This window comes from Streptococcus cristatus ATCC 51100, assembly GCF_011612585.1.
GTDB classification, from domain to species: domain Bacteria; phylum Bacillota; class Bacilli; order Lactobacillales; family Streptococcaceae; genus Streptococcus; species Streptococcus cristatus_H.
The window spans coordinates 1,600,905-1,615,057 of sequence record NZ_CP050133.1 but is presented as its reverse complement, the minus strand read 5'-3'; the positions used below and the strand labels follow the sequence as shown (position 1 = coordinate 1,615,057).

General features: G+C 44.1%; 12 protein-coding genes. 8 read left to right on the top strand and 4 right to left on the bottom strand.

Going from position 1 to position 14,153, the window contains the following annotated elements; translation table 11 throughout:
* Entirely contained in the window at window positions 1–1,095 is a 1,095-nt protein-coding gene (locus tag HBA50_RS08090; protein ID WP_045498689.1) for a nucleotidyltransferase, read from the top strand.
* Between the two features lie 349 nt (window positions 1,096–1,444).
* Here the strand turns inward: HBA50_RS08090 and HBA50_RS08085 are convergent, their stop codons facing one another.
* Complete coding sequence (locus HBA50_RS08085) at window positions 1,445–1,831, bottom strand: bleomycin resistance protein (protein WP_045498692.1); 387 nt, start codon at window positions 1,829–1,831, stop codon at window positions 1,445–1,447.
* An 11-nt stretch (window positions 1,832–1,842) separates the two neighbouring features.
* Complete coding sequence (locus HBA50_RS08080; RefSeq protein WP_045498696.1) at window positions 1,843–2,670, bottom strand: exodeoxyribonuclease III; 828 nt, start codon at window positions 2,668–2,670, stop codon at window positions 1,843–1,845.
* Window positions 2,671–2,859: 189 nt separating this feature from the next.
* On the opposite strand from HBA50_RS08080, the gene metG reads away from it, so the two are divergent.
* Both metG and HBA50_RS08070 read left to right on the top strand, forming a co-directional pair.
* On the top strand, window positions 2,860–4,857 hold the full coding sequence (metG, locus tag HBA50_RS08075; RefSeq protein ID WP_045498699.1) for a methionine--tRNA ligase: 1,998 nt from the start codon (window positions 2,860–2,862) through the stop codon (window positions 4,855–4,857).
* Between the two features lie 316 nt (window positions 4,858–5,173).
* Window positions 5,174–5,830: a DUF4230 domain-containing protein gene (locus tag HBA50_RS08070; RefSeq protein WP_045498702.1), complete on the top strand. Its 657-nt coding sequence runs from the start codon at window positions 5,174–5,176 to the stop codon at window positions 5,828–5,830.
* Between the two features lie 105 nt (window positions 5,831–5,935).
* On the opposite strand, the gene HBA50_RS08065 is transcribed toward HBA50_RS08070, so the two are convergent.
* Both HBA50_RS08065 and HBA50_RS08060 read right to left on the bottom strand, forming a co-directional pair.
* Window positions 5,936–7,162 carry a DUF2974 domain-containing protein gene (locus tag HBA50_RS08065; RefSeq protein ID WP_045498705.1) on the bottom strand — a complete coding sequence of 409 codons (1,227 nt, stop codon included), beginning with the start codon at window positions 7,160–7,162 and terminating at the stop codon, window positions 5,936–5,938.
* A 120-nt stretch (window positions 7,163–7,282) separates the two neighbouring features.
* On the bottom strand, window positions 7,283–8,542 hold the full coding sequence (locus HBA50_RS08060; RefSeq protein WP_005590976.1) for an NRAMP family divalent metal transporter: 1,260 nt from the start codon (window positions 8,540–8,542) through the stop codon (window positions 7,283–7,285).
* Window positions 8,543–8,747: 205 nt separating this feature from the next.
* Between HBA50_RS08060 and HBA50_RS08055 the strand changes: the two genes are divergently transcribed.
* The 5 genes from HBA50_RS08055 to HBA50_RS08035 all read left to right on the top strand — a co-directional run bounded on the left by HBA50_RS08055 (window position 8,748) and on the right by HBA50_RS08035 (window position 14,112).
* Window positions 8,748–9,434, top strand: a complete 687-nt coding sequence (locus tag HBA50_RS08055) for a response regulator transcription factor (RefSeq protein ID WP_037615348.1) — start codon at window positions 8,748–8,750, stop codon at window positions 9,432–9,434.
* Window positions 9,418–10,398, top strand: a complete 981-nt coding sequence (locus tag HBA50_RS08050) for a sensor histidine kinase (protein ID WP_045498714.1) — start codon at window positions 9,418–9,420, stop codon at window positions 10,396–10,398. The genes HBA50_RS08055 and HBA50_RS08050 overlap by 17 nt, the downstream gene beginning before the upstream one ends.
* A 111-nt stretch (window positions 10,399–10,509) precedes the next feature.
* Window positions 10,510–11,268 carry a TraX family protein gene (locus tag HBA50_RS08045; protein WP_045498717.1) on the top strand — a complete coding sequence of 253 codons (759 nt, stop codon included), beginning with the start codon at window positions 10,510–10,512 and terminating at the stop codon, window positions 11,266–11,268.
* 83 nt (window positions 11,269–11,351) lie between these two features.
* Window positions 11,352–12,131, top strand: coding sequence for an ABC transporter ATP-binding protein (locus HBA50_RS08040; RefSeq protein WP_045498721.1), 780 nt, complete (start codon window positions 11,352–11,354; stop codon window positions 12,129–12,131).
* Window positions 12,112–14,112, top strand: a complete 2,001-nt coding sequence (locus HBA50_RS08035) for an ABC transporter permease (RefSeq protein WP_045498724.1) — start codon at window positions 12,112–12,114, stop codon at window positions 14,110–14,112. The genes HBA50_RS08040 and HBA50_RS08035 overlap by 20 nt, the downstream gene beginning before the upstream one ends.
* Window positions 14,113–14,153: the final 41 nt, after the last annotated feature.

The window sequence follows — 14,153 nt, the reverse complement described above, 5'->3', positions numbered from 1 at the left end:
ATGACAGTCACCGGTATTATCGCAGAGTTTAATCCTTTTCATAATGGGCACAAATATCTGCTGGAGCAGGCTTCTGGTCTGAAAATTATCGCCATGAGTGGCAACTTTGTTCAGCGAGGGGAGCCGGCTATCGTGGACAAGTGGACTCGGGCCCAGATGGCTTTAGAAGCTGGAGCGGATTTGGTCCTTGAGCTGCCTTTCTTGGTCAGCGTTCAGGCGGCGGACTTTTTCGCTAAGGGGGCAGTAGATATTTTAGAGAGACTGGGCATCGAACAGCTGACTTTTGGAACTGAGGAAGTGCTGGATTATGAGAGAATTTCCAAGGTCTATGGTGAAAAGGCAGAGCAGATGGAGGCTTATCTGGCTAGCTTGCCTGATTCCCTATCCTATCCTCAGAAGACTCAGGCTATGTGGCAGGAGTTTGCAGGGCTCAACTTCTCAGGGTCTACTCCCAACCATATCTTGGGCTTGGCCTATGCCAAGGCTGTGGCGGGAAAAACTATAAAGCTGTGTCCGATTCAACGTCAGGGTGCTGGCTACCATTCCTTATCAGCGGATCAGGAATTTGCTTCGGCAACTGCCCTTCGTCAGAATCTGGATCAGCCAGACTTTCTCAAAAAATTCACTCCAGCCCATCACTTGCTTGAAACGGCTCCCAAGGTGACATGGTCGAACCTCTTTCCTTATCTCCGTTACCAGATAGTGACTTGTTCGGATTTGACAGACTTTTATCAGGTAAATCAGGAATTGGCCGTTAGGATTAGAGAGGCCTTGAAAAGCAGTGAGACCATAGAAGAGCTGGTCGAGAAGGTGGCGACTAAGCGCTATACCAAGGCCCGGATTCGTCGTCTGTTGACCTATATTCTGGTCGGAGCTAGACAAGAAGAGATTCCGTCTGACATCCATATCTTAGGCTTTTCTGAGCAGGGACGCCAGCATTTGTCCAAGCTTAAGGGAAAAGTTGAATTGGTCAGCCGTATTGGCAAGGAGCCATGGGATAGTCTGACCCAGAAGGCTGACAAGGTTTATCAGCTGGGCAATCTTGCACTGACTGAGCAGAATTTTGGACGCTTTCCACTACAAAATACTCTCTGATAGTATAGATAGATTTGAGAAATTTACTTGTAAATAGAGAGTGGGACAGAAATCGGTAATTCGTTAGAATTCGATTTCGTCGTCCCACCTCCGCACAGTTGAGTAGGGCTGTAAAAGCTGATGAAATCAGCGTAGTAGAGCCCACTTAACCACTGCGTCTTGCTCGACAATCCAAAGACAATTGAGAGAGTTTGGGATAAAAAGATTTCAGTTTTTAAAAATCTTAATTATTAAGTCCTTCAAATCTATAATTAAATGCGAAAAGCGAACAAAGCAGAATTCTGATTACCAGAAAACTAGTTTTGTTCGCTTTTTATATTTGAGGTCGGCCTTTTGTCCCAGCCTCTTCTTATTCACTAAATCGTAGGAAATATCCATCTGGATCCAAAACCGCAAATTCATGTGGGTAGATAAAGCTATCTCCTACGCGAAATTCTCTTTTTGTCAGCGGACGATGGATGGGATAGTCAGCTTCCAGCAGTTTTTGGTGGAGCTGAGGGACATCTTCGATGCCAAAGGAAATATTGACACCGCGCCCGAAAGGATAGGTCAGTTGGGCTAATTCTTCTGCGCTGCCTTCTTCTAACATGAGCTGGCAGTCTTCAAGCGAGAGGAAGAGAAATTTCTCCTCGGGACGCTCGTATTCGACAGAGAATCCCAGTAAGTCGCAGTAGAAGTGGCGCGACTGTTCGATGTCAGATACCATAAATTCGGGGATAACAGCCTGATAGTCCATCGGATTCCTCCTTAAAGTTCAATTTCCATGACAATCGGAGTGTGGTCTTGCCGTGCACCGGAGTCAATCATATCAGACTTGGTTACCTTGTCTGCCACTCGGTTGCTTGTCAGCCAGTAGTCGATTCTCCAGCCTGTGTTGTTTATTTTAGAAGTCTTGCTGCGTTGCGCCCACCATGTGTATTGGTTAGGGATATCGCCGTGCAAGTGGCGGAAGGTATCGGTAAAGCCTTTATCCAGCAGGTTGGTGAAGCCGGCACGCTCTTCATCGGTAAAGCCTGGTGAACGGCGGTTGCTGGCTGGATTGGCCAAGTCGATTTCCTTGTGAGCTACATTGTAGTCTCCAGTTGCGAGGACTGGTTTTTGTTCATCCAGTGATGCCAAGTATTCAGCGTATTTGACATCCCAGACCTGACGTTCTTCCAAGCGTTTGAGGCCATCGCCAGCATTGGGTGTGTAGACCTGAGTGACGAAGAAGTCGTCAAATTCCAGCGTAATGATGCGGCCTTCAGCATCCATGGTTGATGGTGCACCGATTTCTGGGAAGCTTACGATGGGTGTCAGCTCTTTTTTGTAGAGGAACATGGTCCCAGCATAGCCTTTGCGAGCTGGCTCTTGAGACGAGCGCCAAGTATTTTCATAGCCTGGGAAGAGCTCTTCTAAAATTTCAAGGTGTTTTTTAGTCGGGCCTTTAGCAGATAGCTTCGTTTCCTGAATAGCGATGATATCCGCATTTTCTGCTTGCAAGGTCCGAAGGACAGCCTGAGAGAGCTGAGCGCGGGCAGAATCACTGGTCAAGGCAGCGTTGAGAGAGTCAATGTTCCAAGAGATGAGTTTCATAAAATGTCCTTTTCTAGTAGAAATTTCCTGAATTTATTATACCAAAAGATAGAGTTGATTTATAGCAAAGTGATTGTAAAGCTATAAAAAGGCTAGAAGAAGGAGGAGTCCCCTCTTTCAATCGCTAGGAAATATGATATAATGAAGTGTTATCAAAAAAGGTTTCATTAGCCTTGAAAGGATTAAAAAATGACTACAAAACAATCGTTTTATATTACGACACCTATTTATTACCCGTCTGGTAAGCTCCATATCGGGTCTGCCTATACGACTATTGCCTGCGACGTCTTGGCTCGCTACAAGCGTCTCATGGGCTACGATGTTTTCTATCTGACTGGTCTTGATGAGCACGGTCAAAAAATCCAGCAAAAAGCTGAGGAAGCTGGTATCAGTCCTCAAGCTTACGTCGATGGTATGGCAGTTGGAGTCAAGGAACTCTGGAAACTGCTGGACATTTCGTATGATAAATTTATCCGGACGACCGATGACTACCATGAAAAAGTTGTGGCTGATGTCTTTGAGCGTCTCCTAGCTCAAGACGATATCTACTTGGGTGAATATTCAGGCTGGTATTCTGTATCTGATGAGGAATTCTTTACTGAAAGCCAGCTGGCTGAAGTTTTCCGTGACGAAGCTGGAAATGTAACCGGTGGAATTGCGCCATCTGGACATGAAGTGGAGTGGGTTTCTGAAGAGTCTTACTTCCTCCGCCTCAGCAAGTACCAAGACCGCTTGGTAGAATTTTTCAAATCACAACCTGACTTTATTACGCCAGACGGCCGTCTCAATGAAATGCTGAGAAACTTCATCGAGCCAGGCTTGGAAGACTTGGCTGTATCTCGGACAACCTTTACTTGGGGCGTGCCTGTGCCATCTAATCCTAAACACGTAGTCTATGTTTGGTTCGATGCCCTGCTCAACTATGTGACTGCTCTTGGTTACGGTCAAGATGAGCACGGTAACTTTGATAAGTTCTGGAACGGAACAGTCTTCCACATGGTTGGGAAAGACATCCTTCGTTTCCATTCCATCTACTGGCCAGTTCTCCTTATGATGTTGGATGTGAAATTACCAGAACGTTTGATTGGCCATGGTTGGTTTGTCATGAAGGATGGTAAGATGTCTAAGTCTAAAGGAAACGTGGTCTATCCTGAAATGCTGGTAGAACGCTATGGATTGGATGCCCTGCGCTATTACCTCATGCGCAGCCTTCCGGTCGGCTCAGACGGAACTTTCACGCCAGAAGATTATGTTGGCCGCATCAACTACGAGCTAGCCAATGACCTTGGAAACCTCCTCAACCGTACTGTTTCCATGATTAACAAGTACTTTGACGGTCAAGTGCCGGCCTATGAAGAAAATGTAACAGACTTTGATGGGGCTTTGGCTCAGGTAGCAGCTGAATCCATCGCTGACTACTACAAACACATGGATGCGGTGGACTATCCACGCGCGCTGGAAGCAGTCTGGACGCTCATTTCTCGCACCAATAAATACATTGATGAAACCGCTCCTTGGGTTCTGGCAAAAGATGAAGCCAAGGTCAAAGAACTGGCAGCAGTCATGAGCCACTTGGCAGCGAGTCTTCGTGTTGTGGCGCACTTGATCGCACCTTTCATGATGGAAACTAGCAAGGCTGTCCTCGGTCAACTAGGCTTGCCTCAATCAGTTTCGCTAGAAAACCTAGCAATTGACCAGCTCCCAGCAGGTCTGACAGTTGTAGAGAAAGGGACACCAATCTTCCCACGTCTGGATATGGAAGAAGAAATTGCCTATATCAAAGAACAAATGGAAGGAAACAAACCTGCGGTTGAAAAAGAATGGAATCCAGAAGAAGTCGAGCTTAAACTTAACCGTGAAGCGATCAAGTTTGACGACTTCGATAAGGTGGAAATCCGTGTCGCAGAAGTCAAGGAGGTGTCTAAAGTTGAAGGCTCAGATAAGCTCCTTCAGTTCCGCTTGGATGCAGGAGACGATGAGGACCGCCAAATCCTCTCTGGTATTGCTAAATACTATCCAAACGAGCAAGAATTGGTCGGCAAGAAAGTCCAAATCGTAGCCAACCTCAAACCTCGCAAAATGATGGGCCGCATCAGCCAAGGTATGATTCTATCAGCCGAGCACGGCGACCAACTAACTCTCCTAACTGTGGACGAGAAAGTCCCAAATGGAAGTTTGATTGGGTAACAAGCTTTAATAGACTGATAGGGTCTACAAAGAAAGATTTTTAGCTTTGTTCTATATAATTTTCCCCTAGCAGGAGACTGCTGGGGGATTTTTGATGTATTATTCTCTTTGGAACCGCTTGACAAAAGGTATATATATTTATATAATTTTTATTGAAAAGGTTTTAGGAGTTATATTATGAAAATAGTAAAAATTGCATCACTTGTTTTGTTGTTGCTTTTAATTGTCGTTCTTTTTCCGCTGAATCCCTATTTATCAGCTATCCTCGCTATAATTAGTCTTGGAACAGCATTTTTGATTCGGAGGAAATAGGATAATGAAAATAGTTAAGAATTTCATAAGAAAAGTTTTGGGAGCTAAGATTTACGTTTGGATTGTGGTAGCCGTTCTCGCTATCTTTTTTGTTGTTGTAAAAACGTATAATATTATTGGGTACTTCCAAGGGAAAAATGCTTCAAATGAACAGACCCAAGTCTATACTCGAATCACTCACTTGGAACAAGTTAACGATATTGTCTTTTTAAATGTTGGAATTCAAAAAGTTGAAACGATTGAGAAAGATAAAAAAATACCTGGTACCAATATCAGTATTCCATTATCTGTCAAGAAAGCAATCATCATTTTTAATTATACGGCTAAATTTGGAATTAAAGAGGGAGTCAAGGTTAAGAAAATCGCTGAGCATGAGTATGAGTTGATTATCCCTAAATATGAAGTTATAGGAGTTGAGGTTCCAGATAATCCCAAAGATCGATATAAACTATATAATACAAGCGGAGAGTTGTTAAGCGGAGCAACAGAAAATATTGATACGGGAGAGCATGTTAGTAGGGAGCTCAGCAATAAAGAACAAGAAGAATATCTTAAACAATATAAAAATCTTATCACAGAATCAGCCGAGAAATATTATAGAGCGATTGTAACTGGTATTGACCCAGAAGCTAAAGTGACCTTTAAAAATGTGAATGAATAAGTCAATTTCAAAATCGGATAATTATTTCTAATACCCAAAAATCAGGAACAGTATTCATACTGTTCCTGATTTTTCTTGGTTGGCTAGGGTTTGACGCACCCATATTTAAGAGGGTAAAGTATCCTCTTCAGTAGTCTCAGAGTTGTTTTCTTTTGGCTTATCAGTATTGACAAAAGGTAGTTGATTGACAAACTGAGAGATATTTTCTCGGATTTCTTTTTGGATTTCTGCAGGCTTCAGCAGATTCATGTCGTCTTTCCAAGACTGGTAGCGCATGTCTACCAGTAGTTTGGCGAGGCGCGTCAGCATTTCCCGCTCCTGGTCAGTGAGAGCGTTGGCATTTTCAAAAACAGCTAGGATTTTGTTGAAATTTTCCAGCTTGGTGAGGTCATTAATGGAGCTGATGCCGGCATCCAAGATGAGTCCGAAAAAGAGATCGAAAAAGTCTTTTAATTCCTCATCAGAAACGCTATCTACCCAGTTTTTCAGCGTTTTATCTACTTGAAGGCTTTCTGGATTGAGATTATCTAGTAGGACAAAAGTCTGGCCGCTGATCTGCCAAGTGAAGGTATCGTGCTGGGCCAGACCGCCGATAGCCGTACTTTTGACAATCTGAGCCTGCTTGGGCGTTTCGAGCATCATTCCGACGATAGAGCCCTGCGGAATGTAGCGCTTTATCTTGTCTGAAATAGTCTGGTAGCCTTGATTGGTGATGACCGAGTGATTCAGTCCAGGAGCATCATAGCTGTAAATACTCTGAATCCGCTCTTGATATTCTGGCTCGATCTGACTAGCAGCGTAGGAAGCTAAGTTGCCGCCCTTTGAGTGACCTGTCAGGATGAACTGACCAGGCAGAGCATCCATGGCTTTTCGCAGATAATTGACCGCCGTTTTTTGAGCTGGGACCTGATCCATATAGGTCATGTGGAAGTCCTCTTTCCAGCCGATAATGGAATCATCGGTCCCGCGGAAGGTCAGAACATAACTATCAGGCTTGATTTTGAAAATCATAGCTGCAAATTGCTTTTGGACATCAGGATCAATATCATTGACATAGCCCATGAGTTTGATATTTTTGAAGCGGGTTGAGCTAGCTACCTTTTCTAAAAGTTTCAGCCGATTTTTAGTCACCAACATGGACAAATCCTGGGGCACTTTTTCAGCAGCTTCAAACAAGCGGCAAGTACAATCAGGGGACATCTGATCAGACACGATCTGGTCAAAAGGCAGATAAGTTATCTCGGTCAGCATCAGCATATCCAGTTCATTAAAGGGGGTGTCGTAGATACTGTCGTAAGCTACTTGGTCTAGGTAATCAAAAATTATTCCCATATTTATCTCCAATATTCTATCTTCTTCCAGTATAGCATAAGTGGACGAAGATTGTTAGGAAGGAAAAAATAAAAGAGTGGAAACCTGAAGATAACCTTCAGAATTTCCAGCTCTTTTAATCTAGTAAGCCTTACCGATGAGGATGGCGTAGATAAAGAATAATGCAAAGCCAAAGAGGAAGATCAAACCAAGGATGGAAAGACCTTTTAGCCATTTGCTCAGATGTTTATTCTCGCTCGTAACGAGGAGATAGTTTAGAAGGGCAAAAAATGGAGTAGTCAGGAAGGAAGCAATCATGGCAAAACGAAGCATGAGAGCCACACTACCTTGGAAGAAGTAGATGATAACGCCACCGATAATAGCTGTAGCGGTCATCCAGATATGCAGAGTTTTTTGAGAAGTCTTCTCTTCATTGAGAAGGAGGCGTAAGGATTCAGCATTTACACGGGAATAGCCATCGATAACGGTAATAACGGTACCGAAGATACAGAGAAAGGCGATGAAAGTAATCAGAATCCGTGACCAGTCGCCAAGAACGGATGCGTACATCCCAACGAATTGCTGGATGTAGGCAGCACCAGCATCCTGAACTGCTTGACCAGTTGGATACTGGATAAGAGCGCCCATAGCGACGAAGAAGATGGCCAGAATGGCCGTACCGATATAGCCAACGTTAAAGTCAAAGAGTCCGTCCGTGACAGAGATATTGACAGATTTTCCTTTCTCAGCAGTCCAGAGGGAGTTGATTGCTGAAATCTCGATTGGAGCTGGCATCCAGCCCATTAGAGAAACGATGAAAGGCAAGGCAGCCATTTGCCAAGGGGTCTTTTCAACGAAGTCTGCTCCGTACTCAGGATGCTTGATAATGGCAACGATGACCGCAATAACGGTTGCAAAGGTTAGAGCGGACATGATCCATTTGGCAAGGCCATCGAGGAACTTGTAGCCACCAAAGAGTAGCATTGCCCAGATCAGGATGATGAGAATCAGAGACCATTGAGTAATGCTTAGTCCAAGGGCATTTGGAAAGGCGCTGGCGATAATGGCAGCACAGAGAATCCCAACCCCTGCTGTATTGACCAAAGCGGAGAAGACATTTAAAACGAAGAAGATGCCCAAGTAGACTTTTCCTTTTTGGGCATAGCCTTCAACCAAGCTGTGACCAGTTTCTAAGGTGTACTCAGCACCGAAGCGAAAGAAGGGATATTTGAAGAGGTTGGCCAAGATGACCAGTCCCATCAAAGCCCAGCCATACTTGGCGCCTGCTTGAGCAGAGGAAACAATGTGAGAGCCACCAACAGCAGCAGAGGCCATGAGGATCCCAGGACCTAGGGCTTTCAGTTTAGACTGCCAGGTAGATGTCTGAGTTTGTTCTAGCATAATAATCTCCTTATTATAAAAAATGAATTTTCAGACAATTCTGAATGTAGTGTTATTTTATCTTTTTACTCTACTTTTGTCAATACTCCTTGAATGATTTCTTGAAACTTTCTGAAAATTAGGTGAGTTTTAAACGAAAAAAGTCTCTGTGATTTAAGGGAGAATTTGATATAATAGCAGTAAGAAAAATGAGTGAGGAAATGGAATGCACAAGATTTTACTGGTCGAGGATGATGCGGTCATCCGTCAAATGATCAAAAAAATGCTGGAGCAATGGGGCTATCAGGTTGTGGCGATTGAGGATTTCATGCAGGTTTTGACGACCTTTGTCAAGGAGGAGCCCCAGCTGGTGCTGATGGATATTGGCCTGCCCCTCTTTAACGGCTACCATTGGTGCCAGGAAATTCGGAAGATTTCGACGGTGCCGATTATGTTTCTGTCTTCGCGCGACCAGTCCATGGATATCGTCATGGCCATCAATATGGGGGCAGATGACTATGTGACCAAGCCTTTTGACAATAATGTCTTTCTGGCCAAGGTTCAAGGCCTGCTGCGGCGTTCGTATGAGTTTGGGACGGATCAAAGCCTTTTGGAATATCAGGGTGTGATTTTAAATCTTAAATCCATGGATTTGGTTTATGAGGGCGAGCTTGTGACGCTGACCAAGAATGAATTTCAGATCTTGCGGGTGCTCTTTGAGCATTCTGGCAGCATCGTGGCGCGTGATGACTTGATGAAGGAGCTCTGGAACAGCGATTTCTTTATTGACGATAATACCTTGTCCGTCAATGTTGCCCGCCTGCGCAAGAAGCTGGAAGAGCACGGTCTGAAGCATTTTATTGAGACGAAAAAAGGGATAGGATACGGTTTAACCAATGGACATGCAGGATAAATTTTTCTTTTTGAAGCATCATTTGTATTCCCGTCGCTTCATCTTGTTGCTCTTGCTGATTGTATTTTCAATTATGGGGATGTTTGCCTTTATTTTCGAGGATGGGCGCAGTCTGCTAGAGTATCAGCTGCTCTTAGCTTTTCTTCTTGCTAGCTTTTTCTTGGGAATGGATCTCGCTAGTGCCTATAAGGAATACCGCAACCAACTCTTCTATGCTTCAGGTCGGCCTCAGACAGCCTTAGAGGCTCTCCTTTTTGAGAAACTGGCTCTTTTGGAAATGGACAAGAAGAACCGTGCGATTGAGGAGAGGGAGAAGTTAAATGACCTGATGGATTATTATACGCTCTGGGCTCATCAGATCAAGACGCCTATTGCGGCTAGTTCATTGCTGGTAGGAGAGATTGAGGACAAGAAGGTCAAGAACCAGCTGGAGCAAGAGCTCTTTAAGATCGAGTCCTATGTCAATATCGTCTTGCAGTATCTTCGTTTGGAGAGTTTCCACGAGGATTTGGTCTTGAAAAAGGAAAATCTTGAAGATTTGGTTAAGGAGATTGTCAAGAAGTATGCGATCTTCTTTATCCAAAAGGGCTTGGGCCTCCATCTGCATGATCTGGACCGAACCATCATCACAGATAGAAAGTGGTTCGTTGTTATTTTGGAGCAAGTGCTGTCGAACAGTCTGAAATACACCAGTCAAGGCGGGATTGAGATTTATTTTCAGGAGGATACGCTTTATATCAAGGATAGCGGTCTGGGTATTCAAGATGCGGATTTGCTAAGGGTTTTCGAGCGAGGTTTTTCGGGCTATAATGGTCGTTTAACTCAGCAATCGTCTGGCTTGGGACTTTATTTGTCCAAGAAAATTGCAGATGAGCTGGGGCATCAGATTAGCATCGCTTCGCAGGTCGGACAGGGAACAACTGTCATGATTAGTTTTTCAGAGAAGAAGATGATATTTGAATAAGGCATTCTTACAAATTTGTAAGGTTGGCCAGTGAAATTGAAAGGTTAGGTTATGGTACCAACCTTTCTTTTTTTGTAAGATAGATGTATAAAGAAGACAAGGAGATATGAAATGAAGACAAGAGGATTCAATGCTTTCCAACTCAAGCTTTTCATGGCCTTTTTAATGGTTTTTGATCATATTGGTAAGATTCCAGGGCTTTTGCCGACAGGCTGGGACGGGATTTTTCACCTGCTGACTCGCTGTGTAGCTGCTTGGTTTGCTTTTAGCGCAGTAGAAGGCTTTCTGCATACGCGCAATCGCTTGGCCTACAATGCACGCTTGTTTATCTGGGCGGCTATCATGCAGCTGGGCAATACTATCTTGACCATGCTCTTTCATAGCAAGGGGATTCATCTTGAGAATAATATCTTTCTCAGCTTAGCCTGTGGCGTTCTGGTGCTTAATCTTGTATTTGGTCTTTCCAAAAATAGTGAAAAGATTATGGATGAGAAGCGCTATTTGCGGATTGGAGCGGCAGTCTTAATTGGTTTGGCAGGAGTTTTTCTGACAGAAGGCGGCATGACCATTATTCCTTTGATGCTGATTAGCTATATCTTCCGCAATCAGCCTGCTCTTAGAACTTTCTCTTACATGGTCTTGGCTTTTCTACTCTTCTGTCTGAGCATTGAAATCTACCCAACCATGGGAGCGACCCTTTCGATGATGCTCTACAATTCAGATTGGGCCTTTATTACCGTCTTGCCCTTCCTCCATCTCTACAATGGCGAGCGAGGCTATAATGGCCAGTGGGGCAAGTATTTCTTCTATATCTTTTACCCAGCCCATCTCTGGATCATCGCACTGATTGCATATCTAGTGCAGAGATAAAAATATTGGCATTTAAAAATTAGTAAAATATGGAAATAAAGCTGTTTCTGTATTAAAATGGAATTATAGAAAAGGAGATCATGATGACCTTATTAGATGTACAACACGTGAAAAAGATTTATAAGACTCGCTTTCAGGGTAGCCAAGTAGAGGCGTTGAAAGATATACACTTTACAGTAGAAAATGGCGAATATGTCGCCATCATGGGTGAGTCTGGCTCTGGGAAGTCCACCTTGCTCAACATCCTAGCCATGTTGGACAAGCCGACCGAAGGCCGCGTCTTTCTAAACGGAACTGACACAGCAACCATCAAAAACAGCCAGGCTTCCAGCTTCCGCCGAGAAAAATTAGGCTTTGTCTTTCAGGATTTCAATCTGTTGGATACTCTGTCGGTCAAGGATAATATTCTACTGCCTTTGGTCCTCTCTCGCCGTCCCATTACCGAGATGATGCAAAAGCTGGTTACCACCTGCAATGAGTTGGGGATTAACAAGCTACAAGAGAAGTTTCCTTATGAGATTTCCGGTGGCCAGAAGCAGCGGGTAGCAGTAGCTCGGGCCATTATCACAGATCCTGAGATTCTGCTGGCGGACGAGCCGACGGGAGCCTTGGATTCCAAGTCTTCAGCAGCCTTGTTGGATGTCTTTGATGACATTAATGACCGCGGCCAAACCATTCTCATGGTGACCCACTCGACTTCAGCGGCTAGTCGCGCTAAACGGGTACTTTTTATCAAGGACGGTATCCTCTACAATCAAATCTTCCGCGGTGACAAGACCGAGCGGCAGATGTTCCAAGAGATTTCCGATACTCTGACAGTTATGGCAAGTGAGGTGGGCAACTATGTTCAAACTAACGAGTAAACTTGCTTTGTCCAATCTGGTTAAAAATCGCAGTTTGTATTATCCATTTGCTTTGGCGACAGTACTGGCAACAGCGATTTTGTATAGTTTTGTCTCACTGGCTCACAGTCCAAATATGGAGACCTCTTATGGTGGTACAGCAGCTCGGATGACCTTGCAGTTTGGTATCCAGGTCATTCAGATTGCGGTGCTCATCCTTATCACCTATGCCAATAGCTTTGTCATGAAGAACCGTTCGCGGGAGCTTGGCGTTTATAGTGTGTTGGGGATGGAAAAGCGTCACCTGCTACTTATGACCTTCTTTGAACTCTGTGTCTTTTATCTGGCTACAGTTGGTCTGGGTATCTTGTCTGGCCTAGCTTTAGATAAGATGCTCTACGCCGTTCTTTTGAAATTGATGGGAATGCCGGCCGTTCTTGCCTCAACTTTCCAATGGCAGAATGTTTGGATGACTCTGGCCAGTCTGGGTGTCGCTTTTGCGGTGATTTTGTTGCTCAACTCTACCCGACTTCTACGCTATAGCTCTCTTAATCTGATGAAAGAAAAGAAAGCTGGCGAGAAGAAGGGACGCTTCCTTTTGCTGCAAACCTTGCTGGGGCTCTTGCTCATGGGAGTGGCTTATTACATAGCTTTAACTGTCACCAAACCTGTCGCTGCTATCGGCAATTTCTTTATAGCCGTGATCATGGTTATCCTAGCAACCTATCTGCTTTTTAATGCAGGTTCAATTACACTATTGCAATTTCTTAAAAAGCGCAAAGGCTACTACTATAAAACGCAGAATTTCATTTCTGTTTCCAATCTTATCTCGCGGATGCGTAAGAATGCGGCAGGATTGGCAACCATCTCCATTCTATCTACCATGCTCCTTGTGACTCTGGTTGGTACAATCAATATCTATGTTGGAGGTCAGGATTATATTACTACCTTGCATCCAAAGGATTACAATGTCAGCGTCGTCCTGCCGAAATCAACCGAGCAGAAGGAGGCTCTGTTGGATAAGGTTCAGCAAGTCGCTCAGGACACAGGCCTGAAGAAGCCAAGATTTACTACCTATCTCTATCAATCAGCCTTCATCATGAAATTAGCTGGTAATGATGTGACGGTTCCAATGCAAAGCGAGCTGGATTCGGATCCAAGTATCTTGACCAAGTCTGCCGGCACGATTACAGTTATCAATCGCCAGGATTATGAAAAAATGACAGGGAAAAAGATAGACTTGGCAGATGATGAAACTCTTATCTATGGAAAAAATGTTTCCTTAAATAAGGATAAACCTCTCCGAGTAAATGGTAAAGACTGGAAGATTAAGCAGATTTTACCGTCGAATTTCACGCATGGGGAAATCCCTAATCCAAACGACGTGGCCATGGAACAGGGTCTCTATATGGTGGTCAATGATAGTAAAGAAGTAGGACTAAATGTTGCACATTATTACTACATTGGAGTTGCTTCAGAGACTAAGGGCAGTAAGAAATTTGTCGAGCAAGTCCAGCTGGGACTGAGGGACACTTTGGATCAGGAACAGACCCAAGATGGTAGCTACGCAATGGCTAGTGACCGTCATAGCGCAGAGAAGAGCTATCAGGAACTTACTGGAACCTTGCTCTTCATCGGTGTCTTCTTATCCGTTATCTTCCTTCTAGGAGCTGTTCTTGTGATTTACTACAAGCAAATCTCTGAAGGTTATGAAGACCGCGATGGCTTTATTATCTTACAAAAAGTTGGTTTAGATGAAAAGCAGACTAGAAGTACCATTCGCAAGCAGATTTTGACTGTTTTCTTCCTACCTCTCATCTTTGCTTTTCTACATATAGCGGCTGTCTTTCATATGCTGCGCTTGATTGTTGCTCTATTGGGAGTGACCAATCTTCCTCTCTTAATCCAGACAACACTTGCAACTTGCGGCGTCTTCCTCCTGACCTATATTCTGGTCTTTCTGCTGACTTCACGCAGCTACCGCAAGATTGTCGCCCGCTAATAAACTTCCCTGACCGAATGGTCGGGGATTTTTTGATGTCT